The organism is Neorhizobium huautlense, assembly GCF_030811685.1.
Lineage (GTDB): Bacteria > Pseudomonadota > Alphaproteobacteria > Rhizobiales > Rhizobiaceae > Neorhizobium > Neorhizobium huautlense_A.
This window is the reverse complement of the sequence record NZ_JAUSRF010000012.1, coordinates 1-26042: the sequence shown is the minus strand read 5'-3', so window position 1 is coordinate 26042 and position 26042 is coordinate 1. Positions and strand designations below refer to the sequence as shown.

27 protein-coding genes and 1 other RNA gene are annotated in these 26042 nt (G+C 59.5%); 12 read left to right on the top strand and 16 right to left on the bottom strand.

All coding sequences use genetic code 11. From position 1 onward, the window contains the following. Nucleotides 1-8: 8 nt before the first annotated feature. Genes J2T09_RS17665 through J2T09_RS17655 form a run of 3 tightly spaced genes read right to left on the bottom strand, consistent with a single transcriptional unit; the run spans nucleotide 9 to nucleotide 2740 of the window. The gene (locus tag J2T09_RS17665) at nucleotides 9-833 is read right to left on the bottom strand and encodes a TIGR00282 family metallophosphoesterase (RefSeq protein ID WP_306837056.1); all 825 of its coding nucleotides are present in this window, start codon (nucleotides 831-833) and stop codon (nucleotides 9-11) included. 45 nt (nucleotides 834-878) lie between these two features. Beyond that, complete coding sequence (locus tag J2T09_RS17660) at nucleotides 879-1454, bottom strand: 5-formyltetrahydrofolate cyclo-ligase (RefSeq protein ID WP_306837054.1); 576 nt, start codon at nucleotides 1452-1454, stop codon at nucleotides 879-881. Beyond that, complete coding sequence (locus J2T09_RS17655) at nucleotides 1454-2740, bottom strand: hemolysin family protein (RefSeq protein WP_306837051.1); 1287 nt, start codon at nucleotides 2738-2740, stop codon at nucleotides 1454-1456. The genes J2T09_RS17660 and J2T09_RS17655 overlap by 1 nt, the downstream gene beginning before the upstream one ends. Nucleotides 2741-3191: 451 nt before the next feature. On the opposite strand from J2T09_RS17655, the gene J2T09_RS17650 reads away from it, so the two are divergent. Next, on the top strand, nucleotides 3192-4265 hold the full coding sequence (locus J2T09_RS17650) for a hypothetical protein (RefSeq protein ID WP_306837049.1): 1074 nt from the start codon (nucleotides 3192-3194) through the stop codon (nucleotides 4263-4265). Between the two features lie 44 nt (nucleotides 4266-4309). Here the strand turns inward: J2T09_RS17650 and J2T09_RS17645 are convergent, their stop codons facing one another. The 3 genes from J2T09_RS17645 to J2T09_RS17635 are packed head-to-tail and all read right to left on the bottom strand — an operon-like array spanning nucleotide 4310 to nucleotide 7315. After that, nucleotides 4310-5338, bottom strand: a complete 1029-nt coding sequence (locus tag J2T09_RS17645) for a sensor histidine kinase (RefSeq protein WP_306837047.1) — start codon at nucleotides 5336-5338, stop codon at nucleotides 4310-4312. A gap of 46 nt (nucleotides 5339-5384) precedes the next feature. Beyond that, the gene (locus tag J2T09_RS17640) at nucleotides 5385-5822 is read right to left on the bottom strand and encodes a response regulator (RefSeq protein ID WP_306837045.1); all 438 of its coding nucleotides are present in this window, start codon (nucleotides 5820-5822) and stop codon (nucleotides 5385-5387) included. Then, nucleotides 5819-7315, bottom strand: coding sequence for a sensor histidine kinase (locus J2T09_RS17635; RefSeq protein WP_306837042.1), 1497 nt, complete (start codon nucleotides 7313-7315; stop codon nucleotides 5819-5821). The genes J2T09_RS17640 and J2T09_RS17635 overlap by 4 nt, the downstream gene beginning before the upstream one ends. Before the next feature lie 299 nt (nucleotides 7316-7614). On the opposite strand from J2T09_RS17635, the gene J2T09_RS17630 reads away from it, so the two are divergent. Continuing rightward, entirely contained in the window at nucleotides 7615-8076 is a 462-nt protein-coding gene (locus J2T09_RS17630) for a hypothetical protein (protein ID WP_306837040.1), read from the top strand. Between the two features lie 38 nt (nucleotides 8077-8114). Here J2T09_RS17630 and J2T09_RS17625 read toward each other — a convergent pair whose 3' ends face one another. From J2T09_RS17625 to J2T09_RS17610, 4 genes are all read right to left on the bottom strand, one after another. Further along, on the bottom strand, nucleotides 8115-8417 hold the full coding sequence (locus J2T09_RS17625; RefSeq protein WP_306837038.1) for a hypothetical protein: 303 nt from the start codon (nucleotides 8415-8417) through the stop codon (nucleotides 8115-8117). A gap of 31 nt (nucleotides 8418-8448) precedes the next feature. Further along, nucleotides 8449-8607: non-coding RNA, 6S RNA (gene ssrS / locus J2T09_RS17620), on the bottom strand. 109 nt (nucleotides 8608-8716) lie between these two features. Further along, complete coding sequence (locus J2T09_RS17615) at nucleotides 8717-9097, bottom strand: cell division protein ZapA (RefSeq protein ID WP_306837037.1); 381 nt, start codon at nucleotides 9095-9097, stop codon at nucleotides 8717-8719. A 19-nt stretch (nucleotides 9098-9116) separates the two neighbouring features. After that, nucleotides 9117-9389: a DUF4164 domain-containing protein gene (locus tag J2T09_RS17610; protein ID WP_306837035.1), complete on the bottom strand. Its 273-nt coding sequence runs from the start codon at nucleotides 9387-9389 to the stop codon at nucleotides 9117-9119. A gap of 327 nt (nucleotides 9390-9716) precedes the next feature. On the opposite strand from J2T09_RS17610, the gene tkt reads away from it, so the two are divergent. Together tkt and gap are read left to right on the top strand one after the other, a co-directional pair. After that, entirely contained in the window at nucleotides 9717-11690 is a 1974-nt protein-coding gene (gene tkt, locus J2T09_RS17605) for a transketolase (protein ID WP_306837033.1), read from the top strand. 83 nt (nucleotides 11691-11773) lie between these two features. Then, the gene (gene gap / locus J2T09_RS17600) at nucleotides 11774-12784 is read left to right on the top strand and encodes a type I glyceraldehyde-3-phosphate dehydrogenase (protein WP_306837031.1); all 1011 of its coding nucleotides are present in this window, start codon (nucleotides 11774-11776) and stop codon (nucleotides 12782-12784) included. 147 nt (nucleotides 12785-12931) lie between these two features. On the opposite strand, the gene J2T09_RS17595 is transcribed toward gap, so the two are convergent. From J2T09_RS17595 to J2T09_RS17585, 3 genes are all read right to left on the bottom strand, one after another. Further along, on the bottom strand, nucleotides 12932-13336 hold the full coding sequence (locus J2T09_RS17595) for a DUF1284 domain-containing protein (protein ID WP_306837029.1): 405 nt from the start codon (nucleotides 13334-13336) through the stop codon (nucleotides 12932-12934). 32 nt (nucleotides 13337-13368) lie between these two features. Continuing rightward, nucleotides 13369-13959 carry a biotin transporter BioY gene (locus J2T09_RS17590; protein ID WP_306837027.1) on the bottom strand — a complete coding sequence of 197 codons (591 nt, stop codon included), beginning with the start codon at nucleotides 13957-13959 and terminating at the stop codon, nucleotides 13369-13371. A 126-nt stretch (nucleotides 13960-14085) separates the two neighbouring features. Beyond that, nucleotides 14086-14709, bottom strand: coding sequence for a GntR family transcriptional regulator (locus J2T09_RS17585; RefSeq protein WP_306837026.1), 624 nt, complete (start codon nucleotides 14707-14709; stop codon nucleotides 14086-14088). Between the two features lie 419 nt (nucleotides 14710-15128). Between J2T09_RS17585 and J2T09_RS17580 the strand changes: the two genes are divergently transcribed. After that, a complete protein-coding gene (locus tag J2T09_RS17580) occupies nucleotides 15129-16508 on the top strand; it encodes a GntP family permease (protein ID WP_306837024.1) in 1380 nt (459 codons plus the stop codon). A 281-nt stretch (nucleotides 16509-16789) separates the two neighbouring features. Then, nucleotides 16790-18628 (top strand): potassium/proton antiporter, encoded by a 1839-nt coding sequence (locus J2T09_RS17575; protein WP_306837022.1) that lies wholly within the window; start codon nucleotides 16790-16792, stop codon nucleotides 18626-18628. 6 nt (nucleotides 18629-18634) lie between these two features. Here J2T09_RS17575 and J2T09_RS17570 read toward each other — a convergent pair whose 3' ends face one another. Next, nucleotides 18635-19039, bottom strand: coding sequence for a type II toxin-antitoxin system VapC family toxin (locus J2T09_RS17570; RefSeq protein WP_306837020.1), 405 nt, complete (start codon nucleotides 19037-19039; stop codon nucleotides 18635-18637). After that, nucleotides 19036-19269: an AbrB/MazE/SpoVT family DNA-binding domain-containing protein gene (locus J2T09_RS17565; protein ID WP_306837019.1), complete on the bottom strand. Its 234-nt coding sequence runs from the start codon at nucleotides 19267-19269 to the stop codon at nucleotides 19036-19038. The genes J2T09_RS17570 and J2T09_RS17565 overlap by 4 nt, the downstream gene beginning before the upstream one ends. A 136-nt stretch (nucleotides 19270-19405) precedes the next feature. Here J2T09_RS17565 and J2T09_RS17560 point away from each other — a divergent pair, with 136 nt between their 5' ends. The 4 genes from J2T09_RS17560 to J2T09_RS17545 are packed head-to-tail and all read left to right on the top strand — an operon-like array spanning nucleotide 19406 to nucleotide 21555. Continuing rightward, nucleotides 19406-20380, top strand: a complete 975-nt coding sequence (locus tag J2T09_RS17560) for an ADP-ribosylglycohydrolase family protein (protein WP_306837017.1) — start codon at nucleotides 19406-19408, stop codon at nucleotides 20378-20380. Next, nucleotides 20377-20889, top strand: a complete 513-nt coding sequence (locus J2T09_RS17555) for a hypothetical protein (RefSeq protein ID WP_306837015.1) — start codon at nucleotides 20377-20379, stop codon at nucleotides 20887-20889. Before J2T09_RS17560 ends, J2T09_RS17555 begins: the two co-directional genes overlap by 4 nt. 53 nt (nucleotides 20890-20942) lie before the next feature. Then, a complete protein-coding gene (locus J2T09_RS17550) occupies nucleotides 20943-21239 on the top strand; it encodes a type II toxin-antitoxin system RelE/ParE family toxin (protein ID WP_306837424.1) in 297 nt (98 codons plus the stop codon). Between the two features lie 4 nt (nucleotides 21240-21243). Then, on the top strand, nucleotides 21244-21555 hold the full coding sequence (locus J2T09_RS17545; RefSeq protein WP_306837013.1) for an addiction module antidote protein: 312 nt from the start codon (nucleotides 21244-21246) through the stop codon (nucleotides 21553-21555). A 3-nt stretch (nucleotides 21556-21558) separates the two neighbouring features. Here J2T09_RS17545 and J2T09_RS17540 read toward each other — a convergent pair whose 3' ends face one another. After that, on the bottom strand, nucleotides 21559-23169 hold the full coding sequence (locus tag J2T09_RS17540; RefSeq protein ID WP_306837011.1) for a diguanylate cyclase: 1611 nt from the start codon (nucleotides 23167-23169) through the stop codon (nucleotides 21559-21561). Nucleotides 23170-23432: 263 nt separating this feature from the next. Here J2T09_RS17540 and J2T09_RS17535 point away from each other — a divergent pair, with 263 nt between their 5' ends. Together J2T09_RS17535 and J2T09_RS17530 are read left to right on the top strand one after the other, a co-directional pair. Beyond that, nucleotides 23433-24632, top strand: coding sequence for a phosphoglycerate kinase (locus J2T09_RS17535; RefSeq protein WP_306837009.1), 1200 nt, complete (start codon nucleotides 23433-23435; stop codon nucleotides 24630-24632). A gap of 232 nt (nucleotides 24633-24864) precedes the next feature. Continuing rightward, a complete protein-coding gene (locus tag J2T09_RS17530) occupies nucleotides 24865-25890 on the top strand; it encodes a class I fructose-bisphosphate aldolase (protein WP_306837007.1) in 1026 nt (341 codons plus the stop codon). Nucleotides 25891-26042 lie beyond the last annotated feature (152 nt).

Sequence of the window (26042 nt, the reverse complement as noted above, 5' to 3'; positions counted from 1 at the left end):
GCGAACCCTTACCGCCAGAAGCTCGGAATATTCTCCGCCAGCCGCGGTCCGATCCGTAGCGGCTCGATCTTTTCCGCCAGACCCGTTGCATCGGAAATCTCGACGCCGACGCCGCAGAGCGTGGCCGGGCCGGAGGCCGCCTCGAAACGGCCTTTCGGCATTTTCGAGATGAAGCGGTTGAGCGGTTCTTCCTTTTCCATGCCCAGCGACGAATCGTAATCGCCGCACATGCCGGCATCCGACATATAGGCCGTTCCGCCGTTGAGGATCTGATAGTCGGCAGTCGGCACATGCGTGTGCGTACCGACAACGAAGGAGGCGCGACCATCGACGAAATGACCAAAGCACTGCTTTTCGCTGGTGGCTTCCGCATGGAAATCGAACACGATGACGTCGACCTGATCCTTCAACGGCGCGGCCTCGAGGATTGCCTCTGCCGATTTGAAGGGATCGTCGAGTTCCGGGTGCATGAACACGCGGCCCATGATGTTGGCGACGAGAACACGCGCGCCGTTGCGGGCGTAAAACACACCCGAACCCTTGCCGGGCGTACCGGCCGGGTAATTCGCCGGGCGCAAGAACTGGTCGTGGCGGCCGGAAAAGCTGACGGCTTCCTTCTGGTCCCAGACATGGTTGCCCGTCGTCACCACATCGGCGCCGGCATTGATGGTTTCCAGAAAGATGTCTTCGGTGATACCGAAACCGCCGGCGGCGTTTTCGCCGTTGACGATGACGAAATCGAGCTTCAGGTCGGAGACGAGGCCCGGCAGCTTGTCCCAGACGGTCGTGCGTCCGGTTTTGCCCACCATGTCACCGAGAAACAAAAGGCGCATGCTAATCCAATCTGTGCCAATCGTGACTGCCGTACAGCCCTCGCCTCAGGCGAAGGTCCGGTAACCGCTTTCCGTCAGGATCGCGTCCAGTCTGATGTCGTGAGGTTCTACCGGCACTGATGCCACTTCCTGGCAGTCAAATGCAATGCCGATCAGCCTCGGATTGTGGCCTTTTTGACGCATTTGGTGAATGGCGCGGTCGTAATACCCCCCGCCATAACCGATGCGGTTGCCGGATTGGTCGAAAGCGGCAAGCGGAACCAGCATGATTTCCGGCTGCAAGATCGGTTCATGTTCGGCCGGCCCATAGGTGCCGAAACCCATGGAGATCAGCTCGCCATCCGGCCGGTATTCGCGAAACACGATGGTTTCCTTGTCGAGGATTGCCGGCAGGCACAGTTTTGCGCCCTCTTGCGAAAACGCCGCCATCAACGGCTTGAGATCGACTTCAGAACGGATCGGCAGGAAACCGGACACAACCGTGCCGGCGGAAACCGCGATAACGCCAAGCCCGTGGGCCGTCAACAACAGGTTCTTTTCCAACCGAACCTCGACCGGCATGGCATCACGGGCGGCAAGCCGCCCGTTGCGAAGCTCGGCTTTTTCCGGCGTTGTCGCCATCAATCCTGATCCGTGGCACGGCTGACCAGCAGCTTGTCGATGCGGCGGCCGTCGAGATCGATGACTTCGAATGTCCAGCCGTGGGTCGTGAACTTTTCACCCAGTTCCGGCAGGTGTTTCAATTCGTCGATGACAAAACCGGCGACGGTTTCGTAACCCGGGTCTTCCTCGATCGAAATGCCCATCTGGTGACCGAACTCGTCCACCGGCATCCAGCCGGCAACAAGGTAGGAACCATCACCACGCGGCACGATGGCCGGTTCCTCGATTTCGTCTTCCTGGAAAACACCGGTGATCGCTTCCAGCACGTCACCGGAGGTGATCACGCCTTCGAAATGGCCGTATTCGTCATAGACCAGCACCATATGCGCCGGTGCCTTGCGCAGCGCCTGGATAACATCGAGTGCGCCGGTGAGGTCCGAAACAACGGGCGCATCACGCAGGATGGTCTTCATGTCGACAAGCTTGCCGCCGGCCATGAAATCGTAGGCATCCTTGACGAAAAGCACGCCGATGATCTCGTCGGAACTGCCCTTGCGCACCGGCAGGCGCGAGCGATGTGTATCGCGCAGTTGCGCGCGGATCTCGTCGGCATCGTCTTCGGTGTCGATCACCTCGACATCGCGGCGCGGCGTCATCAGGCCGCGTGCGGTGCGGTCGGCCAGACGCATGACGCCGGATATCATTTCGCTTTCGCCGCTTTCGATCACGCCGGCGCTCTGGGCTTCGGCAAGAACGGTGCGGATTTCCTCATCGGTGACGCGGTCTTCGCTCTCGCCGCTCTGGCCCAGCAGTTTCAGCACGGTGCGGCCGGAAATATCCAGGAGCCAGACGACCGGCGCACCGATCTTCGACAACAGCCACATGGCAGGCGCAACACGCGAGGCAACCGCTTCCGGGTTACGGAGCGCCACCTGCTTGGGCACCAGTTCGCCAATGATCAGCGACATGTAGGTGATGATGACGACCACCGTGCCGACACCGAGCCAGTCCGCAACATTCTGCGACAGACCCTGCGTGACCAGCCAGCCGGTCAAGCGTGCGCCGAGCGTGGCGCCCGAAAAGGCACCCGAGAGTACACCGACCAGCGTGATGCCGATCTGCACGGTGGATAGAAAACGGCCCGGATCGTCTGCGAGATGCAGCGCGGTCGCCGCCCCCCGGTTGCCCTGTTCGGCCATCACCTTCAGGCGGATGGGGCGCGAGGAAACGACGGCGAGTTCCGACATTGCGAGAACACCGTTCAGAACCGTGAGGCAGACCACGATGAGTATTTCGGTTAACACAAGAAGCTCTTTGATTGGAACTGAAGGATCCGGCCGAGACGCATGCGGTTCAGCCGCAGCGATCATCACGCCGGAATGAAAAAATGCCTGCGCGAAAAAGCGCAGGTCCGGCGTCTCAGCAATGTCTCACACAGCGTTCGGAAAACCGTCGCCGGTTCAGGGATGTCATGGTCCTGTATCCGTCAATAGACCCAGACAATAGGGTTCGCACCGACGCTTGGCAATGGTCGCATCGCAACGAAGTTGCTCGACGGGTATTTTTGGCAAACCGCTTGCCGCAGCTGCGTGCCTTGCCGCCCAAAATGCGACGAGGCGAGAAATGGTTCATAAAAGAAGCCGCGAACCGCCATAAGTTTTAACTCTACAGAGAATTTTACATAAAAAATTACAGCTTAAAAAATACCTTTCATAAAATATGACAATGTAACATATTTTACGGAGTATTGTTGAGATGACCGATACACAAACGCCGTCCCAGTTTCCGCGCGGTCTTTTGCCAGAGCCTGAAGGGGTACTCGAGGCAACGCCATTCTACGTTCAGGATCCGACGGTCACCATACCGACCAGTTTCCTCCTGTGGCCGAGCCAGATATCCTACTGGGGCAATGACAAGCATGGAGACTGCGTGGCCGCCGAGGAGGCTTTTGCAAAGGCTGCGGCCATGCCGCATATTGATATCCCCGATAAGACCGTCACGGATTGGGCGACGCAATGGGATTTTCTCGAGGGCGCGCCGATTTCCGGTGTCCTGAAGAGAATGTATACCTCCGGAATGGAACTGATCGGACCAACGGTCTACACCGGCGGTTACTTGCAGATCTCCAAGAGCGACACGACCTCACTGCAGGGCGCGATCGCTACCTATGGCCCTGTCAAGCTAGGCATTGGTTCAGCTACGTTGGAAACCAACAAGAACGGCCACGTCACTGGCGGAAAATCTGGCTGGACTCTTTATGGCTATGCCGCGCCCACACTTCGCGATCATTGCGTTGGCGTCTGCGGTTATGGAAAGCTGGAGGATCTGGTCGCCCTATTCAAGGCAAATGGGGTAAATGTAAAGCCTCAGAAAGACATGCCGACCGGCATGTGCTATGCTATTTTCACATGGTCTTCCATCGGCATAGTGGATGAAGCATCTCTACTTGCGATGACTTATGACGCATGGGTTCGCAATCCGGTTACGCCGCCTGCAACATTTCCCACCGTCAGCCAGTTCACGGTCAAGAACGACGGCGGCTTCGCTTGCGACATCCATGTACTTTACCGCCACCAGACAGACATTGTCGACAACGAGGCCAAGAACAAGGACAATTTCACCAACCCGCATTCCAAGACCATGAATCTGAGTGAAAAATGCACCGACCCGGCAATCCAGAAAGGCGACTGGGTTCGGCTGAAGGTTTGGGTCGAAGCCGGCGACGACAACACGTACGATGGACTATACGTCTATGACCCGCAGGGCGCGGTCAGATCCTTCACGATATCGGGATCGACACTCAACAACACGCTCGGGCCCGACAGTTGAACGCATCTCACGCGGAGCTTTATTGTCGAGAAACGCTCGACCGACTATAGCGCGATCGGCAGTTCGGCACGGGTGCCGACGGCAACCGGCACATAGGTGACGGCGGAGCCGAGCGTGGAGGCCATCGACTTGATGATGCGGGTGCCAAGACCGGTGCCCTTCGGCGCCGCATCATCGAGACAGCCGATGCCGTCGTCTTCCACCGCCAGCAGCGCATGCGCCTCATCGGATTTTTTGAAAATCACCCGAACCTCGCCATCCGTCCCGGTCGGATAGGCATATTTGATGGCGTTGGTCAGGAGTTCGGTAACGATCATGCCGACGGAAACGGCGCGATCGGAAGACAGGGAAATCTCCTCGGCTTCCAGCCGGATCGATGGACCCTTGTCGCCCATCTCGACGGAGCGTTGCACTTCCTTGACCAGGGTTTCGAGATATTTGTCGATCTCGACCGTACGCACGTCGTCGGACGTATAAAGGCTGCGGTGCATGCCGGCGATGGCGGAAATGCGCGCCTGTGTTTCGGTCAGCGCTTCCTTGACCTCGTCGCTGCGGCTGCTCGTCACCTGCAGGCGGATCAGCGCCGCCACCAGCGCCAGACTGTTGGCGACGCGGTGATTGACCTCGGCCAGCAGCACTTCGGCGCGTTCTTTGCCGATGCGGATTTCGGCCTCGGCCTTTTCCTTGGCGCGGCGCAGTTCGGCATTGGCGATCGACTGGCGGATGGCGTTTTCCATCAGCGACCAGAACTCGTCGCCGACCGTCTTGATCACATAGTCGGACGCACCGCTTTTCAACGCGTCGATGGCAATCGTCGCCTCGCTGGAGCCGGTGACATAGATCACCGGCAATTCGATGCCGCGTTCTTTCAGTCCGCGCAGTACGTCCTGCCCGGTTTCGGCGCGCAGATAATGGTCGAGCACGATAGCGTCGATGCCGCCCGCTTCCGCAAGGGCCAGGCCGGTTGCGCCATCGACGGCATGTTTCAGCGCATAACCGGCGCGGCCGAGATACCGTTCCGCGAGCCGCCCGAGGGCGACATCGTCATCAATATAAAGAACGGTCTGCGGCATCGGCGCGAGGGCCTTTTCATTCAAGAGAGTTTAGGGGCAAAAGAGTTCAGGGGATCTGCATGACCGAGAAGAACAGACCCAGCTGCCGGATAGCATTGGCAAAGCTGTCATATTCGACCGGCTTGGTGATGTATACATTGGCGCCGAGATCGTAACAGCGCTGGATTTCGCGCTCGTCATCGGTGGTGGTGAGGATGACCACCGGCAGGCGCTTGGTATGCTGGTTGGATTTCACCTTTTCCAGAATATCGATACCCGACATGTCCGGAAGGTTGAGGTCGAGAAGGATCAGCAGGTAACGGCCTTGCGAGACGTCACCGGAACGATCCGGTCCGAGAATATAGTCAAGCGCCGCATTGCCGTTGGTGAACGGCACGATGTCATTGTTGACACCGGCGCGGCGCACGTTCTTTTCGATGAGGCGGGCATGGCCTTCATCGTCCTCGATCATGACGATGGTGACTTCCTTACCGGCAGCTTTCATGACCCGTTGCTCCTGACATACTGGGACAAATCCAAGGGGAGACGAATGACGAAAGTCGAACCGCCCCCCAGCGTAGATGTGACCGTAATGTCCCCACCTAAATTTCTGACTAACGATCGCACATGCGCAAGACCAATACCCTCACCGGACTGATCCTGCAAACCGGAGCGGCGAAACAGTTCGAAAACCCGTTCGTGGTCTTCCGGCGCGATGCCGCGACCATTGTCGGCCACCTCGATGCGCAGTGCCGTGCGACCGACCGGATAGGCCCGTACGGACAACGAGAGCGGTTTTTCCGGATTGCGGTATTTGACGGCATTGTCGAACAGGTTGCCAAACACCTGATCGAGCGAAAAGCGGTCGGACACCAGGCCCTTGGCGGCATTGACGGCGATCTTGATCTCGCCACCCGCCTCGACCACCTGATGGTTGATGGTGGCAGCCGTCACTTCCAGCATGTCGGAAAGATCGATCGGCTCGGGTTTCAGCTCGCGGCGGCCATCGCGTGAAATCTTCAAGATGGCGTTGATCAGGCCGTCCATCTTCTTGGTGGATGAGCGGATGAAGGAAATCGCTTCCGGCAGATCTTCCTCGACAGCGAAGCGCGCCTGCTTCACCTGATCCTCGCTCGGCATGCCCTCGGCCAGCACATAGGCCTGGATATCCTTCATCGTGGTTTCCAGCTCGCTGGTAAAACCCATGATGTTGACAAGCGGCGCGCGCAGATCGTGCGAAACGATATAGGCGTAACGCTGGATCTCGCTATTGGCGCGCATCAGGTCCTCGGTGCGCTCGTTGACGCGTTCCTCGAGACCGGCATTGAGCGTTTCGACCTGCTGGCGGGCACGATTGAGTTCGCCCACATGCTGACCAACGATGGCAATGGCGCCGCCGACGACCAGAAGGATGACGAAACCGCCACCGACGCTGACCCATTGCAGGCTGGCGGAAGACTGGCGCAACTCGGAAATACCCTGCGTCAATCGCGTATCCATCACCCCGATGATACCGTTCAGAATGTTCGAGAGCCGGTCCATGATCTGCCGGCCGCTGTCGTTACGAACAATGGCAACGGCGCCCCGCAGATCATTGTTGTTCATCCGGTCGAAGGTCGATTCCATCTCGCGGATCTTGTCGCCGATCAACTGGCGCAATTCATCCATCGGAACCGGCACATAGGATTGAGCGCTACCGGAACGCTCGAGCCTGGCCAGCTGTTCGGGAATGGCGTCACGCGCCTCGTTGAAGCTCGCGAGAAATGCCGGTTCGCGGGTGATGAGGTAACCGCGCTGCGCCGTCTCGGCCGCCTGCACGCGCAAGAGAAGATCGGCGGAATTGGTGCGCACGGCGCGCAGTCGCGTCACTTCGTTGAAATAGTCACTGGTATTCTGCGCCAGGAAAAACGACGACAAAACGATACCCAGCATGATCACGCCACCAACCAGCAGCATGAGCAGTGACGAGCGCGCGAAAGTGTTGTTCAGAATGGCCATGGATTCGGCTTGATCTCCCCGGCAACACAAGTGGGGAGGATGACAGAGAAGTCAAGGAGTTAGGGGCATATGCATGACGCCCCCCTGTAACGACGGGGATTGCAACGTCGCGCTCGCCGATCGAGACAACATCTTCAGCTAAAATGAAAATGCAATTTCAAGCCGCTTCCATCAAGGAAGGGTACAAACGAAGCTTGGCCTGATGCGTTAATGATCCGCGAACCAGTCCAACAACTCTTCGACCCTCCCAGATTGCACTCATCAAACTTGCGACCTACGGATATTTGCAGGCTGAGAGCATGATATTTATCGGGGGCGTGGTCATGTGGAAATTTGTATTAGGAGGCGCGTTGCTTCTGGCGGCGGGTGGCGTTTTCGTCGTTCACCAGTTCAACAAGGAACAGCAATCTCTGGCCGCTTTCGCGCTAATTGCAAAAGCTGATCATGCAGCCCCGACGCCGACACGCATTGTTTTGGCGAAAAGCATCCGAACCTGTTTGCCGAACGACAAGCTTACAGCCAGCACCGAAACGTTGCTGCCGATCCTCTTTGTGACGCTAGCCGACGTCGTGACCAAGGACCCTCGAAGCAAAGGGAGAAAAGAACGATTGATGTCAGCATTTATGGCCAATGCTGGCACACAGATAGCAAAGACTTCAAAACAGGAATTCGAGGCGTTGGTTGCTGCGGCTCAAGAACTGCAGACGGGCACTACCCGTGACTGCGTTCTCAAACACTCCACTGCTGCACTTGAGGCTTGATACGTATTTAGCACAGCCGCTTGCTCAGAACTGCACCATCAAGACAAAAACTTCCGCACGATGTCATCTTCCGGCTCCGAACCGGTAAACTCGCTCAGCAGCCGCTTGGCGATCTGCTTGCCTTCACCGCTGACAAGCTCGACACCGCGCATCGCGCAGACGCGCACATGTGCGTTATAGATGCGGTGCAACTGCTCCGGCGTATATGTCCTGCCCTCCGTCATAAGAGCGACATAGGGCAGTTTTGCCTGAGACGCAGGGCGTGGGCGGATAACATTTTCGGCAACATCTTTGAACGGAGATACACGCGTCCCGGCACGCTCGTCAGATGAGACGAGCACGCGCGAACACGCCGAGCGGGGAGAAAATCAGGTGCGATCCACGGCAACCGATGGAGGTTTACGATCCTGGGTGCCTACAAACGTAGGTGGGCGCCATATGTCCAAGCCCACGGGCCTGGCCAGGGACAGCTCCCTTTGGATCGAGTATGGCCCCAGGGATTGTGGTTCCTGTCGGGAAGCGCAGAACGCATGTGCAATATAGTCGGTCAATCGACGCACCGCCAGAGGTGACAAGCACTTGCCAGCGGTTTTTATTCAAAGACAGAAACAGGCCCTGAAAATCCGGGCGACCTGCCGGATCAACCTTCCGTCGGCTCGGGCTGGCGGGCCGACAATTTGGTGGTAATGTCGCGCAGCCGCGCCGTCAGTTCCTCGACGGCAGACACCATCAGTGCCTCGTTGCGGGCCTTGTCCTGCGCCTGCCCCTCACCGCTGGTGCGCAGTGAAGCAATCTCGCCTTCGAGGCGCTCTATCTTGCGGGTAAGTTCCGCCAGTTCATCCATGATCATAATGCCGGCCATGACGGTGATCCTCAGATCGCCGATCTCGCCGAACTGGCTTTTCAGATGCCCGACATATTGGTCGAACCGGCCGGCCAGCGTCTCGAGATGCTGTTCCTGGCCTTCCTCGCAGGCCATGCGATAGGCCTTGCCGTCGATCGTTACAGTGACCTGCGCCATTGCTGCTCAATCCCACTCTTTACCGATCGAGCACGGCGCGGATGGTTTCCATCGCCGTGACCAGACGCCGCGACACTTCGCGATTGACCTCTTCGAGCCGGTTGGCGCGAAACTCCGATTGATCGAGTTCCTGTGCCAGACGCGCCCGGTCAGCATGCACGCGACGCACCTCGCCCTCGACTTCAGCACCCATGCGTTGCCGCTCGATGCGTGCGTCGATTGCGTTTTCAAGCCCGCCGATGGCAAACTTCAGATCTGAAATGGCAAGCTCCAACGACTTGTCCGTCGGCATCTTTCGCCTTCCCGGTGCATGCAGGAAAGCGACGAATCGCACACTCCTGACTGTCCAACAGATATCGCAGATTATGCACCGCCATGATGCGGGTCAATAAACCACTGCCTTTACCAACCCTTCTATGTTGTGGATCGACAAGTTCTTTTAGCATCCGCGCACGGCTGCACCACATGTGGGCAGGCTGCGTCGAAATGCGGCACTTGCAGGATTTCGCTATGCCCCCATTTGTTGACTTGCGCGATGCACCTGCTAAGGATCAGGCGCTCCCTTTACAGGGCCTCCTGAAGGCCCGCTGACCGACCCTCGGACGATAGTGGATAAGCCATGACTTCTCGCGAACAAAACGACCGGATGGCAAATGCGATCCGTTTCCTTGCCATGGATGCCGTCGAAAAGGCGAATTCCGGACACCCAGGCATGCCGATGGGCATGGCCGATGTGGCAACGGTCCTGTTCTCCAAATACCTGAAGTTCGACCCGACGAAGCCGCACTGGCCCGACCGCGACCGTTTCGTACTGTCGGCCGGCCACGGTTCGATGCTTCTCTATTCGCTGCTTTATCTAACCGGCTACCCGGACATGACGGTGGAAGACCTCAAGGGTTTCCGCCAGCTCGGTTCCAAGACCGCCGGCCACCCGGAATACGGCCACGCCACCGGCATCGAAACGACCACCGGTCCGCTCGGCCAGGGCATTGCCAATGCCGTCGGCATGGCGATCGCAGAACGCAAGCTTGCTGACGAATTCGGCTCCGACCTGCAGGATCACTACACTTACGTGATCAACGGCGACGGCTGCCTGATGGAAGGCATTTCGCACGAAGCCATCGCGCTCGCCGGCCACCTGAAGCTGAACAAGCTGGTTCTGTTCTGGGACGACAACTCGATCACCATCGACGGCGCCGTTTCGCTGTCGGATTCGACCGACCAGATCGCCCGCTTCAAGGCCGTCAACTGGAACACGATCCAGATCGACGGTCACGACCAGGCAGCCATTGCCGACGCCATCGAACAGGCCCACAAGTCGGACCGTCCGACCTTCATCGCCTGCAAGACCGTCATCGGTTTCGGCGCTCCGAACAAGGCCGGCAGCCACAAGGTTCACGGCTCGCCTCTTGGCGCCGATGAAATCGCCGCTACCCGCAAGGCGCTGAACTGGGAATTCGAACCCTTCGTCGTTCCCAACGACGTCATTTCCGAATGGCGCGCTGCCGGCACCCGTTCCGCCGATGCCGTCAAGGCATGGGAAGGCCGTCTCGAAAAGTCCGCCCACAAGGCTGAATTCGACCGCCGTTTTGCAGGCGACCTGCCGGCCGGCTTCGATGCCGCCATCAGCGACTACAAGAAGAAGCTCGCTGAAACCAAGCCGACCGTTGCCACCCGCAAGGCTTCGGAAGACGCGCTCGAAGTCATCAACGGCTTCCTGCCGGAAACCATCGGCGGCTCCGCCGACCTGACGCCTTCGAACAACACCAAGACCAGTCAGATGGTCTCGATCACGCCGTCCGATTTCGCCGGTCGCTACATGCACTGGGGCATTCGCGAACACGGCATGGCATCGGCCATGAACGGTATCGCGCTGCATGGCGGCCTGATCCCGTATGGCGGCGGCTTCATGATCTTCTCCGATTATTGCCGCCCGCCGATCCGCCTCGCTTCGCTGATGGGCATCCGCGTCATCCACGTTCTGACGCATGATTCCATCGGCGTCGGCGAAGATGGCCCGACCCACCAGCCGGTCGAGCAGATGGCTTCGCTGCGCGCCATCCCGAACCTGATGATGTTCCGCCCGGCCGATGCCGTCGAAACTGCCGAATGCTGGCAGATCGCCGTATCGACCAAGGACCGTCCGTCGGGTCTGGCCCTCACCCGCCAGAACCTCACCACCGTTCGCACCGAATATTCGGAGGAGAACCGCTCGGCCAAGGGCGCTTACACGCTCTCCGGCAATGCCGACGCCAAGGTCACGATCTTCGCGTCCGGCTCGGAAGTCGAACTGGCCGTTGCTGCTGCCAAGACGCTTGAGGAAAAGGGCACGTCGGTACGCGTCGTTTCCGTGCCTTCGACCGAACTCTTCTTCGAACAGCCGGACGCCTACCGCGCCGAGATTCTCGGCAAATCGCCGGTGAAGATCGCTGTTGAGGCTGGCGTTCGCGAAGGCTGGGATGCGTTCATCGGTCCGGAAGGCACGTTTGTCGGCATGAAGGGCTTTGGCGCTTCCGGTCCGGCCAAGGATGTCTTCAAGCACTTTGGCATCACGGCTGACGCCGTCGTCGCCGCCGCGGAAGCGAAAATTTAATTCCGAATGCCGCTCTGGATCAATTCGGAGCGGCATCTCACCGGCCTATATCAAGGTCCCATCATTCAGGGAGAAAGCGTCTTATGACTGTAAAGGTTGCTATCAACGGCTTCGGCCGTATCGGCCGTAACGTGCTGCGCGCCATCGTCGAGAGCGGTCGCACCGATATCGAAGTCGTTGCCATCAACGACCTCGGCCCGGTCGAAACCAATGCCCACCTGCTCCGTTACGATTCCATCCACGGCAAGTTCCCGGCCGAAGTGAAGGTCGACGGCGACACCATCACCGTTGCCGGCGGCAAGCCGATCAAGGTCACCGCCGTTCGTGATCCGGCCCAGCTGCCGCATGGCGAACTCGGCGTCGATATCGCGCTGGAATGCACCGGCATCTTCACGAGCCGCGACAAGGCCGCCGCCCACCTGACGGCCGGCGCCAAGCGCGTCATCATCTCGGCACCGGGCGACAATGCCGACCTGACGGTCGTTTTCGGCGTCAACCACGACCAGCTGACCAAGGACCATCTGGTCATCTCCAACGCGTCCTGCACCACCAACTGCCTCGTTCCGGTGGTCAAGGTTCTCGATGACGCCGTCGGCATCGACCACGGCTTCATGACCACGATCCACTCCTACACGGGTGACCAGCCGACGCTCGACACCATGCACAAGGATCTGTACCGCGCCCGCGCCGCAGCCCTGTCCATGATCCCGACCTCGACCGGCGCCGCAAAGGCTGTCGGCCTGGTTCTGCCGCACCTCAAGGGCCGTCTCGACGGCACCTCGATCCGCGTACCGACCCCGAACGTTTCGGTCGTCGACTTCAAGTTCGTCGCCAAGCGCGACACCACTGCCGCCGAAATCAACGAAGCCATCAAGTCTGCCTCTAACGGCGCTCTCAAGGGCATTCTCGGCTACACCGACGAGCCGCTGGTTTCGCGCGACTTCAACCACGACAGCCATTCCTCGATCTTCGCGATCGACCAGACCAAGGTTCTCGAAGGCAATTTCGTGCGCATCCTGACCTGGTACGACAATGAATGGGGTTTTTCCAACCGCATGGCCGACACATCGGTCGCACTGGCGAAGTTCATCTGATCGAGCCGACAGACATGACGAAAGGGGCGCTCCGGGCGCCCCTTTTTTGTTGCTCAGTTTATGTCTTCCTGAGCGTTTTCTGTGCGAGATTAACGCCCCTCTTGCGTCATCCCGGCCCTGAGCCGGGATGACGGAGAACATGGAGACCTACAAAGGAACCTCGGCCTCTACCCTCACCCTCACCTCACCATAACCATCAGCGGCAATACCGCTGCACAGGTCAGACCATTCGCAACCGCCACACGCCTTTCGCAAGGACCCGCCGGTAAAAGCCTTGCGCATTCGCGCCAGCAAAGGCGGATGCAGTTCAATCCGCGTTCCGACCGAGATCGTCAGGTCCAGAAGATCACCGACATCCGCCGCCGCCTGCGCATCACGCAGCCGCACGCTGTCGCGAAAACAATGCGGATCGCTTTCGCATAGCAAAGCCGCACAGACATCATCCGGACCGTCAACGACGAGAACATCCTCGCCATCCGACAGACGCCTGGCGATCCGATCGTAATTGGCAACGAAATCAGGCGTATATCCCTTGCCCACATAAGTCAGCAAGCAAAGGAGATGATGCGGACGCAGGCGAACCGTCATGCGACCGGGCGTGCGCCCCGGCCTGCAATCAGCCGCAGCAAGGCGGCACCGAGCGCGGACTTGAGTGCCGCACCGACGAGAAACGGCAGGACGCCGAACAGGAACGCCTTTTCCGCGCCGATCATGAAGCCCAGCACGACACCGCCGATGGCAAGGCACATAAGGTTGGCAAACATCATGGCAAGAAACGCCAGAAGCGGGCGATGACCGTTCCAGCCCCGTTCGGCCAGCAAGCCGGTCAGCGCCGCGATGATCGGGAAGGAGAAGAGATAACCCGATGTCGGCCCGACAAAGGGTAACAAGCCGGACGCACCGCCTGCCAGAACCGGCATGCCGACAGCGGCTTCCGCCAGCCATGCGATTACCGTGACCGCGCCGAGACGCCAGCCATAAAGCGCGCCGATCATGGTCACGGCAAGGGTCTGCAGGGTGATCGGCACCGGAATCATCGGCACCGAAATATACGAGGAAGCGGCCAGGATGCCGGTGCCAAGCAGGATGGCAAACCCCTTCCAGACCAGCGAGGCATTCTGCAGATCAAGCGGGCTGAAGGCTGGGCGGGATGCGCCGGAGGATAGATAGCTCATGTGGATCTCCAAATTATAGATAATTTATGGAATATATAGCTAATGAATCCACGGAATAAACGAAATGGCAAGCCGCAAACACCGCGACCTGCAAAACCTATTGATTGGACAGCAGAAAAATTGATTTTAACGCGGGTTCTTGCCGACCCACTGAACATGGCGCCCCAGTACGGCGGCCGCCTGCTCCACATCGCCCGCCCGCAAAGCCAGAAGAATGGCACGGTGATCGCGGTCGGTCGGCGCCTCCCATTCGGCCCGCCAACCGGAAAACAGCATGCGGGCACTTGCCATCTGCAGGTCGTCGATCGCCTTCAGGAGGCGCGGCATGCCGCAGGGCGCAAGGATCAGCCGGTGAAAGGTCCGGTTCGCCTCATCCCAGACATGCACATCCGCCGCCTTGTCGCCGGCATGATTGGCGGCTTCCGCCGCATCAAGAATGGCGCGCGTCAGATGCGGCGCGGCATGGCGAAGCGCCAGCACTTCGAGCGCCGCCCGCATTTCCGCCACTTCCTTCACCTCATCGAGGCTAAAACTTGCCACCCGCACGCCGCGGCGCGGTTCGCTGACCACCAGCCCCTGTGCTTCCAGCAGGCGAAACGCCTCACGCACCGGCACATGGCTGGCGGCAAACTCCTCAGCAATATGGTCCTGTCGCAGTTTCTCCCCTGCCGCTATCGTGCCGGCAATGATGCGTTCGGCAAGGACGCGACTGATACGGACGGCGATCGTGTCTGATTTGGCGGTTGTCATGGAATTATAGATAATTTATGCGCAGGCTGGCGTCGAGAGATATCATCGCCAATCCACGCCTTGCGACAAAACCGCGGCCAATTCCATGAACGGATCATGGCTCACGCATTTTTCAAGCCTCATTGCCTTGCCGAACAGGCTCCGTGTCACATTTTGGCCAGAAGACTGACGCCGCAGACAGGTTAGCTCGGCAAAGCGCAAAGGCCGCACCATGCCCCACCGCCCTCCAAAATCATCGTTTTCGCCACTTGAGAGGCCAAAAATGGCTGGGATGGCACCCGAAACACGGTTGATGCACCGCACAAAACTGTCGTAGAGCGCGAAATTGACGGCTCGCAATGAGCCAGAGCAGATAAATTCATCATGGCGACGAATGCACGGGCCACAACGATTTAAGGCCTTGCATTGGAGGAGTAAAATTGCCGGAATTTGAACAGACACTGGGCGCAGGCGCGCTCATTTCCATCGCAGCCGGCGCAGTCGCGCTGCTGCTTGTCCTGATCATCCAGTTTCGTGTCCACGCTTTCGTGGCGCTCATTCTCGTCAGTTTCCTGACGGCGCTGGTGACGGGCATCCCCGCCGCCAACATCCTGACCACGCTGACCTCGGCCTTCGGCTCCACGCTTGGTGGCGTGGCATTGCTGGTCGGCCTTGGCGCCATGCTGGGCCGCCTGCTGGAAGTCTCCGGTGGCGCGCAGGCGCTTGCCGATGATCTGGTTCGGCGCTTCGGCGAAAAACGCGCGCCGATGGCGCTCGGCATTGCCTCGCTGTTTTTCGGCTTTCCGATTTTCTTCGATGCCGGCCTCGTGGTCATGCTGCCGGTCATGTTCACCGTCGCCCGCCGCCTCGGCGGCAGCCTTCTTCTGTACGGCATCCCGGTTGCGACCGCATTTTCGGTCATGCACGTTTTCGTGCCACCACATCCCGGCCCGGTCGCCGCCGCCGAATTGCTGGGCGCGGATGTCGGCCTGCTGATTCTCGTCGGCCTGATCGTCGCCATCCCCACATGGATCCTTGCCGGCCATTTCTTCGGCAAATGGATCGGCAACCGCATTGACCTGCCGGTCCCGGAAAATGCTTCCGAAGAAAAGTCCTCGGAAGACACGATCACGCCGCCGAGCTCGGCCCTTGTCGTTGCCCTTCTGGTTCTGCCGCTGCTGCTGATCTTCCTCAACACCGGCCTCGATTTCGCACGCGCGCAAGCTTGGGTGAGCAAGGACGCCAGCTGGTTCCAGCTCGCACGCACCATCGGCGCAACGCCGATCGCCCTGCTGATCTCGGTTCTGGTGGCTTCTTATGCCCTGGGCCCGGCGCGCGGTCGCTCCGCTCTCAAGGTCGAACGTATCGTCGAATCCGCGCTGGGCCCGGTCTGCTCGGTTATCCTGATCACCGGTGCCGGCGGCATGTTCGGTGGCGTATTGCGCGCTTCCGGCATCGGCGACGCGCTTTCGGGTGCATTGGCCGATATCGGCATGCCGGTCTTCGTCGCCGGCTTCCTGATCTCGACCGCACTGCGTGTCGCCCAAGGCTCGGCAACGGTCGCCCTCATCACCGCAGCCGGCCTCGTGCAGCCCGCCATTCAGGCGGCCGGTTACCAGGGTATCGAACTTGCCGCCGTCGTGATCGCGGTTGCATCGGGTTCGGTCATGCTGTCGCATGTGAACGACAGCGGCTTCTGGCTGGTCGGCCGTTTCTTCAACATGGATATCAAGACCACGTTCAAGACCTGGACCGTCATGCAGACCCTGATGGGCCTGATCGGCTTCGCGCTCTCCGGCCTGATCTTCTGGCTGGCATAATCGGCAGAAATGCAGACATATGAACTCCGAAAGGCGGGCCGGAACCATCCGGCCCGCCTTTCTTATGTAAAATTTACCCTCTGCCCTTCTCTTGCCCCTTTTACCCGCGCCTTATCGGCTACTGCCTGATTCCCGCCGGCATGAGCCGGACCCACGCGCATGTTTTCGTTTTTCGTCTATGATCGGACGAAAGCCGGCCCGCCTTCGCGGATGCCGCAACGCAGATGCCATGACCGGAAACCCGACAGTGCCGTGACGACGAGGACAAGGAAGAAAACGCAGTGGAGGCATTTTACATCATCCTGCTGGTGAGCACGGTTCTGGTGCTTGCGGCAGCCTTTTCGAGCCTCATCGCCTTCCGCTTCGGCGCACCGCTCCTGCTCGTTTTCCTGATGATCGGCCTTGCCGCCGGCTCCGATGGTCTTGGCATCCGTTTCGACAACTATCCGCTCGCCTATATGATCGGTTCGCTGGCGCTGGCGATCATCCTGTTCGACAGCGGCTTCGGCACCTCCGTCCACTCCTTCAAGCTCGCGGCCATGCCGGCGCTCGCGCTCGCCTCGGTCGGCGTGGTGCTGACGGCCGTCATCTTTGCTTTCGCGGCCTCGCTTCTTCTGGGCTTCACATGGCTGGAAGGCCTGCTGCTCGGCTCCATCGTCGCCTCCACGGATGCCGCAGCCGTGTTCTTTCTGCTGCGCATCGGCGGCATCCATATCCGCGACAAGGTGCGCTCGACGCTGGAAGTGGAATCCGGCACCAACGACCCGATGGCGATCTTTCTCACGTTGTCGCTTGTGCAGGTCGTCAGCCTTGGCCACGGCACCAGCGGCCTCAACATCGAACTGCTCGCCGAATTCGTCAAGGAAATGGGGCTTGGCCTGATCTTCGGCCTTCTCGGCGGCATGATGATCGTCGCCATCGTCAACCGGTTTGCCGCCGACCGCGGCCTTGCCCCCATCTTCGTCCTCGGCCTTGCCCTCCTCGTCTTTTCCTTCACCGGCACGCTCGGCGGCAGCGGCTTTCTCGCCGTTTATGTCGCCGGCATCTATGCCGGCAGTCGCAAGATTTTTGCCAAGGAAGCGATCCGCCGTTTTCAGGACGGGCTGACATGGCTGGCACAGATCATCATGTTTCTCGTGCTCGGCCTGCTCGCCACGCCCTCGCAATTCGGCGATATCGCGCTGCCGGCCATTGCGCTTGCGCTGTTCCTGATCTTTGTCGCCCGCCCCATCGCCGTGTGGCTGAGCTTGCTTCCTTTCGATTTTACCCAGCAGGAAATCGGCTTTTTCGCATGGGTGGGCCTGCGCGGTGCCGTTTCCATCCTGCTTGCCATCTTGCCCGTCATGGGCGAAGTGCCGCATGGACAGGTCTATTTCAACACGGCCTTCATCATCGTGCTCGTGTCTCTTCTTCTGCAGGGCTGGACGATCAAGCCGGTCGCGCAAAAACTCGGCCTCATCATTCCGCCACGCATGGGTGAGGTCGACAAGCTGGAACTCGACCTGCCCGGCCGCGCAAACCACGAACTGATCACCTACCGCGTGGCGAAAGACAGCGCCGTGCTGCGCGGCGAGCGCATTCCGCGCTGGGCGACACCATCGCTGGTCATCCGCGACGGCCGCAGCATGCGTTATCAATATGCCGGGCGGCTGAAGGAGAATGATCAGCTCTACATGTTCATCGCCCCCGGTTATTCCCGCCTGCTCGACCGCCTGTTTGCCGGTCGCCTGCCGGTGGAAGAAGACGATGCCGACTTTTTCGGCGCCTTCGCCATCTCACCTTCAAGGCCCGCGAAGGAACTGGACGCCGCCTATGGTCCCGGCCTGCTGACGGCAGCCGAACAGGGCATGACCGTGTCCGAACTCATCCTCAGCCGCCTGAGCGGTCACGCCGAATATGCCGACCGGGTGCGGCTCGGCTCGATCATCCTGATCGTGCGCGATCTCGACGAGCAGAACCATATCAGCGGCGTCGGCATTTCGCTGGAACCGGTGGAACCGGCCACCGGCCTGCCGATCTTCATCAACATGCGCGAAATCGCCCACCGGATAAGGGACACGCTCAGACGCTACAGGGCACGGGCGAAGGAAGCACGGGAAAAGGCGACCACGGGGGAGTGAAAGCCTTCAGCGATCAGGCGTGATCAGCTTCACAGTCGGAAAGTAACTGCGATAGCGCCCAATATCCCGCGTCATCACTGGAATTTTTTGAACCGCAGCCTGTGCGCCGATCAGAAAATCCGGCAGCATGCCGGTACGCGACCCACCGGCGCGTCGATATTGCGTAAAAACCTTGCCCGCCAGAAAAAGGGCTGCCCGTGGGACCGGCGTCAACACCAAATGCGCCGCATCGATGAAAGCATCCAGATCCTCGATGCGGTCATAACGCACCGCAAGCTCGGCATAGATAATGTCGTTGATCAGCAACGGGCCGCGAAGGCTGGCATTTTCCAGCTGCTCGATCGACCAATCGGCCCAGACCGGATCGCCGGTCACCAGATCAAGCAGGACATTGGTATCGACCAGCGTCACGCTTCACCGCGCGTCAGTGCCATGATGGCATCGGTACCAAGCCCCTCACCCGCATGCCCGCGCAATTTTTCGAACCGGCTGGCCGGCTTTTCCCTGCCGACTGCCATCAGAACCACGCGACCATCATCCATGCGCTGGAAATCGACCTTGCTGCCGGGCGCGATGCCGAGAAGATCGCGGACCGCTTTCGGGATCGTGACCTGACCTTTCGATGTGACCGTCGTGCTCATCTGAACCACTTTTGTAATACCGATAAACATCAAGGTATTACTTTGACCACGACGATTCAAGCGGCGGAACGAGTGTGGCATTGTCAGCTACAAACCTTAGATTATCCAGCCAGACCATTTCGTAAGGACCCCAGCCATGCAGACAGAAATCCGCTCCCGTGCCATCGGCTGTTTGCTCGGACAATTGTCCGGTGATGCGCTGGGATCGCTGGTGGAATTCCAGACACCTGGAAAAATCCTCCAAAAATATCCGGATGGCGTGCGGCTGATGCATGATGGCGGCACATGGAACACCATTGCCGGCCAGCCGACCGACGATTCCGAAATGGCTCTGGCGCTCGCCCGCTCCATCGTTGCGGAAGGAACCTATGTTCAGGATGCCGCTCGAAAAGCCTATGAGGATTGGCTGCACTCTCGCCCGTTCGATATCGGCAACACCGTGCGCGACGGCCTCGACTACCTTCCTAACCATGACAGTCAGGCCAATGGCGCCCTGATGCGGATTGCGCCGCTTGGCATTTTTGGCGCCGGCCGGCCGCTCAAACAGGTCGGGGAATGGGCGGAACAGGATGCGGTCATCACCCATCCCAACCCGATCTGCCGGCAGATCAACAATCTGTTTGCGCGCGCCATTGCCCATGCCATCGCCACCGGCCCGACGCCGGCAGACCTTTTTGAGGCCATTCAGGGCTGGTCGAACGAACTCGGCGTCTCGACAGAGGTTCGCGAGGTCATCGAAGCGGCGCAATACGCACCACCCGGCGATTTCACCCACCAGCAGGGCTGGGTGATGATCGCCTTCCGCAACGCCTTGTTCCAGTTGCTGCATGCTCCATCGCTGGAAGAAGGCGTGGTGCAAACCATTGCCGGCGGTGGCGACACCGATACCAACGCAGCCATCGCCGGCGCACTTCTGGGTGCCGTGCATGGTGAAACGGCGATCCCGGCGCAATGGCGGCAAAGCGTGCTGTCATGCCGGCCGGAGCAAGGGCGCGCGAATGTGCATCGGCCAAGGCCGGAGATTTATTGGCCGGTGGATGCTGTTGAACTTGCGGAGGGATTGTTGGCGGCGCAGTTTCAGGGCGGGATGATAGACGCGAGGCTCGCATGAAATTGGCAAAACTGTATTACAGCCGCAATTTCCCGGAAACTCCGATCAGCATCTGGGCCGATTTCCGCTGGAACGGCTGGATCAGGGAAACGACAGCTTCGGGGCAACGAAAACGGCCCGCGCAAATCGATCACCCATTTCGTTTTCAGCGAAAGCTGTGGTGCCTTCTGCATGTGCATTTCCGAGGCGTCGAACTGATCTTCGCGACACCGGCGGAACTGGACCAGTTCCTCGATGTCATGTCGCGCAATCCGATGCCGTCTGGTCATGCGCTTCTGCCGGAGCAGAAATTTGGCCGGCCGAACAGGCACTGGCTGTCACGCCTGCCGAAAGAAGCCAAGAGCTGGAAATTTCGGCAGGCCGTTTGCCGGTTTTTGTCGGAAAACAAGGTTGTCGGAAAATTCCGCGACTTTTATGCCGGCCAACCGCTGAAAACCGAGTTCGAAGGTGTTTACAACACATTCAGCGGCGCGGCGCGAGAAGATGATCTGGTCACCTCGCAAAGCTGATAGGCTGGAATACGACCTCTTGCAGGGCTGTCAACTCAGGTTTACACAGCTCCATATTCACCATTCGGGAAACGCTGGAATTCGCGAATTGGCTTGACCGTCTCCGTGATCAACGGGCGAAAGCCCGCATCGCTGAACGCGTCGGGCGCCTCGCAGCAGACAATCCTGGCGATGTCAAATCCGTCGGCGACGGTGTCAATGAATTGCGGATAGATCACGGTCCCGGCTATCGCGTTTATTTCGTTCGGGAGGGTTCGGTCGTTTATGTCCTCCTGTGCGGCGGCGACAAGAGCACGCAGGAACGGGATATTCGGCAGGCAAAGTCGCTGGCGAGAAAGCTGAAGGGCTGAAATCATGACGATCGAAACACGCGAATTTGATGCAGCGCGTTATCTCGAAACGGACGAAGCGATCGAAGAATATCTGGCGGTGGCAAGTGCGGAAGGCGATCCGAAACAGATAGCGCTGGCGCTCGGCGTGATTGCCCGTGCACGTGGCATGTCCGATCTCTCGCGTGCCACCGGCCTGCCGCGCCAGTCGCTTTATAAGGCGCTGAGCGGCGAAGGAAATCCCGAATTCGGAACCATTACCAGAGTGGCCGACGCATTGGGCTTCAAGATTTCACTCGTGGCAAAAGCACTCCCGACAGAACCGCAGGACGCCTGATCCTCACCCCGCCCGCCAGGTGTTCTTTCCCGCCGCCTTGGCACGGTAAAGCCCGGCATCGGCGCGCGCCTGCGGCTCCTTCAGGCTGACCGGCCATGCCGGATACCAGACGGTGCCGATGCTGCAGCCCACCTTCACCTCGCCGTAGCTGATGATCATCGTCGCCCCCATCAACTCGATAATGCGGTTACTGATCGCATCCATCAGCGCCTCGTCGGCGTCTACCAGCACGACAACAAATTCGTCGCCGCCGGTGCGGCAGATGAGATCGGTATCACGCACCGCCGCCTTCAGCCGCCGTGCCGTTTCGACCAGAACCTCGTCGCCGGCCTCATGGCCATGGCGGTCGTTGACCAGCTTGAACCCATCCAGATCGATCGCCAGCACGCCGCAGGCATGGTCCGAACGGCCAAGCGCGAAGGCGGCCTCCAGCCCACGGCGGTTGAGAAGACCGGTCAGACTGTCGCGATTGGCCTGTTCCTGTGTCAGCCGCAGCGTTTCGCGTTCGCGCGAAATATCGAAGGCGACGCCCATGATCTTGATCGGCCGGCCCTCTTCGTCGCGCAACAGCTTTCGTTCGCAGCGCATCCAGCGTTCGCCGGTCACGGTCAGCAGCCGGTATTCGGCGGTTTCGCGATCCGTCTGGCCCGCCACCAGCCGCTCGAACCCGGCCCCCGCACGGTCCTGCGGATCCATGCGCTGAATATAACCGGAAAGATCAAACGGCACCGGACCCGGGCCGACGATGAAGGTTTTCAGGCCATCGGAAATGCGGAAATCGCTTTTGCCGATATCGAACTGCCAGAACCCGCCCGAAACGGCATCCATGGCAACGGCCAGCTGCGCGTTGATTTCGCTCATCGCCCGCTGCGCCTGTTTCTGCTCCGTCACATCAACGATCTGCGAGATGAAACGCACGATTTCGCCAGCCTCGTTGCGCATGGCGGTAACGGAAAGATTGGTTTCGGTAATGCCGCCATCGGGCTTCAGATAGCGTTTGTCGATGCGATAGCTGTCGCGGTGGCCGGCCAGAACCTGGCGGAACAGAAACAGATCGGCATCGATATCGTCCGGATGGGTAATGCCCCCGAAGCCGATGCCCGTCACCTCCTCGACCGTGCGGCCCAGCATCTCGGCAAAACTCTTGTTGGTGCGCAGAATGATGCCGCTCGTATCCACGAGAGCAAGCCCGATCGGCGAGTTCCTGAAGGCGTTTTCGAAAAGCGCCTGGCTTTCTTCCGCACGCTCGCTCAAATCCGCCTGACGCTGCCCAAGATCACTGACATGCACGAGCACGCCGCGCACGCTGCCATCTTCGGCAAGATCGGGCACGTAATGCGCCATGACCCGGCGCTTCTGGCCTTTCGACATCAGGTCGTAATCGAAGGAAACAGGTGTGCCGGCCCGCGCCAGTTCCAGTTTTTCGCGGATGGCGGCGTAATTTTCCGGACCCACCACTTCGCGCGCCTGTTTGCCGATCACCGCATGGCGATCGATATTGCGCAGCTCGGCATAGGTCCTGTTGACGTAAAGAAGGTTGAGATCGGCATCCATGTAACCGATCAGCGCCGGCAGGAGGTCGAGAATCCGCGCGTCGTCCGTCACGGCCGCCATCACATCAGTTCCAGTATCGGTATCTTTCCGATTGGACCGACCCGCCATTTTTCACCTCGCTAGACCGGCTCCGCCAAAAAACCGGCTCCTGCATCATCGCCGAGGATTACACACCGGCCCGATGGGAATTTCGTTAACGCAAGCCGGCGCAGCGTTTTGACGCGGTTCAGTACCGCTGTCCTTGACCTGGCTCCTTGCGTCCGCGTTCAAGGATAGTATGGTCCGCTTCGAAATTCCAACCCGTAAACATATGGATTGACGATATGGCGGCCTTCAAGACTCTCGACGACCTCTCCGACATCGCGGGCAAGCGCGTTCTCGTGCGCGTCGACCTCAACGTGCCGATGGCAGATGGCAAGGTCAGCGACAAGACCCGCATCGAGCGGGTCGCACCGACCATCCTGGAACTGTCGAAAAAAGGCGCGAAAGTCATTCTGCTGGCGCATTTCGGCCGCCCGAAGGGTGAACCGGTCGCCGACATGTCGCTGTCTTTGATCGTCACCGCCGTCAATGAAGTGCTGGGCGACAAGATCCTGTTTGCTTCCGATTGCATCGGTCCGGATGCGGCAGACGCCGTCTCCTCCATGAAGAACGGCGATATCCTGCTTCTGGAAAACACCCGTTTCCACAAGGGCGAGGAAAAGAACGACGCCGCCTTTACCGCCGAACTGGCAAAGAACGGCGACATTTTTGTCAACGACGCATTTTCCGCCGCCCACCGCGCGCATTCCTCCACGGAAGGCCTTGCCCACCACCTGCCCGCCTATGCCGGCCGCACCATGCAGGCGGAGCTTGAAGCGCTTCAGGCAGGCCTCGGCAACCCGGTCCGCCCGACCGTCGCCATCGTTGGCGGCGCCAAGGTATCGACCAAGATCGACCTGTTGCAGAACCTCGTGAAGAAGGTCGATGCGCTGGTCATCGGCGGTGGCATGGCAAACACCTTCATTGCAGCGCAGGGCATCGATGTCGGCAAGTCGCTGTGCGAACACGATCTCGGCGAGACAGCCAAGGCGATCATGGCCGAAGCGGAGAAAGCCGGCTGCGCCATCGTGCTGCCGGTCGATGCCGTCGTTGCCCGCGAGTTCAAGGCCCATGCCGCCAATGAAACGGTTGCCATCGATGCCATCCCGGCCGATGCCATGGCGCTCGACGTCGGCCCGAAATCGGTCGAAGCCATCAATGAGTGGATCGGCAAGGCAAAAACGCTGGTCTGGAACGGCCCGCTCGGCGCTTTCGAAATTGCACCTTTCGACACGGCAACGGTTGCCGCCGCAAAGTTTGCCGCAGAGCAGACCAGGGCCGACAAGCTGACCTCGGTTGCCGGTGGCGGCGACACGGTGGCGGCACTGAACCACGCAGGCGTTGCGGACGATTTCACCTACGTTTCGACCGCCGGCGGCGCATTCCTGGAATGGATGGAAGGCAAGGCCCTGCCGGGCGTCGAAGTCCTCAAGAAGGACTGATCTTTCGCTGGCGCAAATGTCGCCATAATGAGCGAATGTTCACACCCATGACGAGTAGGAGAGCGGCTAAATAGGTCGCTCTCTTTTTTTAACAAGAATATTCAAAAATTTTAGTTCTTTTAAACGATTGAAATAATTTCAATCGTTTCAAACAATTAGCTCCCTGTTTTTTGTGCCCTATTCTTCTGTTATGGCCGAAATATCAGCTTTTATCAGCACCCGGGAGACCAACATGACCGAACGCCTCGAAGACATTGCCGTACAGATGGTTGCAAACGGCAAGGGGCTGCTGGCCGCCGACGAGTCGACGTCGACGATCAAGAAGCGTTTTGACAGCATCAACCTGGAGTCGACCGAAACCAGCCGCCGCGATTACCGCGAAATGCTGTTCCGCACTGAATCTGCTATGAAGAACTGCATCTCCGGCGTGATCCTGTACGAAGAAACCCTTTACCAGAAGGCTGCCGACGGCACGCCATTTGTCGACCTCATCACCGGCGCCGGCTCCATTCCGGGCATCAAGGTCGATATCGGCGCCAAGCCGATGGCGCTTCACCCCCATGAATTCATCACCGAAGGCCTTGATGGCCTTTACGAGCGCCTGCGCAAATATCGCGAAGCCGGTGCGCGTTTCGCAAAGTGGCGCGGCGTCATCACCATCGGCGAACAGCGCCCGAGCTGGGGTTCGATCAAGGCCAATTCACAGTCGCTCGCCCGTTACGCCGCTCTCTGCCAGCAGGCCGAGATCGTGCCGATCGTCGAGCCGGAAGTGATGATGGACGGCACGCCCGGTGACCACGACATCAATCGCTGCGCCGAAGTGACCCAGCACGTGCTGCAGACCGTGTTTGCCGACCTGTTCGACGCCCGCGTCAACCTCGAAGGCATGATCCTGAAGCCGAACATGGTGATCGACGGCATCAAGGCCCGCAAGGCATCGGTCGAGGAAGTGGCCGAGCGCACCGTCAAGGTTCTGAAAGCCACCGTGCCGGCATCGGTTCCGGGCATCGCATTCCTGTCGGGCGGCCAGACGTCTGAAGAGGCAACGGCGCATCTGTCGGCCATGGTTGCCGGTTACGATCTGCCCTGGAAGCTGACCTATTCCTACGGCCGCGCGCTGCAGGAAACGGCGCTGAAGGCATGGGGCGGCAAGTCTGAAAACGTCGCCGCCGGCCAGCGCGCCTTCCAGCACCGCGCCGAAATGAACACGCTCGCCGCCAAGGGCAGCTGGCAGCAGGCACTGGAAAAGGCTGCATAAGCCAAAAGAGTTTCCCGGGAGAGGAAAACGGCATGGGAGCCGCCTGGAAACAGGCGGCTCAGACTGCTGACAAACCCCTGGCTGGTCCAGGGGTTTTGTGATTCACTGGGTCATGTTGAAGAAACCTGCTCCCGAACAGACGGCTCTCGAGA

Bases quoted from the DNA above. Each gene is read 5' to 3' on its own strand.
- J2T09_RS17665 (WP_306837056.1), bottom strand. From the start codon at position 833: ATGCGCCTTTTGTTTCTCGGTGACATGGTGGGCAAAACCGGACGCACG.
- J2T09_RS17660 (WP_306837054.1), bottom strand. From the start codon at position 1,454: ATGGCGACAACGCCGGAAAAAGCCGAGCTTCGCAACGGGCGGCTTGCC.
- J2T09_RS17650 (WP_306837049.1), top strand. From the start codon at position 3,192: ATGACCGATACACAAACGCCGTCCCAGTTTCCGCGCGGTCTTTTGCCA.
- J2T09_RS17645 (WP_306837047.1), bottom strand. From the start codon at position 5,338: ATGCCGCAGACCGTTCTTTATATTGATGACGATGTCGCCCTCGGGCGG.
- J2T09_RS17640 (WP_306837045.1), bottom strand. From the start codon at position 5,822: ATGAAAGCTGCCGGTAAGGAAGTCACCATCGTCATGATCGAGGACGAT.
- J2T09_RS17635 (WP_306837042.1), bottom strand. From the start codon at position 7,315: ATGGCCATTCTGAACAACACTTTCGCGCGCTCGTCACTGCTCATGCTG.
- J2T09_RS17630 (WP_306837040.1), top strand. From the start codon at position 7,615: ATGATATTTATCGGGGGCGTGGTCATGTGGAAATTTGTATTAGGAGGC.
- J2T09_RS17615 (WP_306837037.1), bottom strand. From the start codon at position 9,097: ATGGCGCAGGTCACTGTAACGATCGACGGCAAGGCCTATCGCATGGCC.
- J2T09_RS17610 (WP_306837035.1), bottom strand. From the start codon at position 9,389: ATGCCGACGGACAAGTCGTTGGAGCTTGCCATTTCAGATCTGAAGTTT.
- tkt (WP_306837033.1), top strand. From the start codon at position 9,717: ATGACTTCTCGCGAACAAAACGACCGGATGGCAAATGCGATCCGTTTC.
- gap (WP_306837031.1), top strand. From the start codon at position 11,774: ATGACTGTAAAGGTTGCTATCAACGGCTTCGGCCGTATCGGCCGTAAC.
- J2T09_RS17590 (WP_306837027.1), bottom strand. From the start codon at position 13,959: ATGAGCTATCTATCCTCCGGCGCATCCCGCCCAGCCTTCAGCCCGCTT.
- J2T09_RS17585 (WP_306837026.1), bottom strand. From the start codon at position 14,709: ATGACAACCGCCAAATCAGACACGATCGCCGTCCGTATCAGTCGCGTC.
- J2T09_RS17565 (WP_306837019.1), bottom strand. From the start codon at position 19,269: ATGAGCACGACGGTCACATCGAAAGGTCAGGTCACGATCCCGAAAGCG.
- J2T09_RS17560 (WP_306837017.1), top strand. From the start codon at position 19,406: ATGCAGACAGAAATCCGCTCCCGTGCCATCGGCTGTTTGCTCGGACAA.
- J2T09_RS17555 (WP_306837015.1), top strand. From the start codon at position 20,377: ATGAAATTGGCAAAACTGTATTACAGCCGCAATTTCCCGGAAACTCCG.
- J2T09_RS17545 (WP_306837013.1), top strand. From the start codon at position 21,244: ATGACGATCGAAACACGCGAATTTGATGCAGCGCGTTATCTCGAAACG.
- J2T09_RS17540 (WP_306837011.1), bottom strand. From the start codon at position 23,169: ATGGCGGCCGTGACGGACGACGCGCGGATTCTCGACCTCCTGCCGGCG.
- J2T09_RS17535 (WP_306837009.1), top strand. From the start codon at position 23,433: ATGGCGGCCTTCAAGACTCTCGACGACCTCTCCGACATCGCGGGCAAG.
- J2T09_RS17530 (WP_306837007.1), top strand. From the start codon at position 24,865: ATGACCGAACGCCTCGAAGACATTGCCGTACAGATGGTTGCAAACGGC.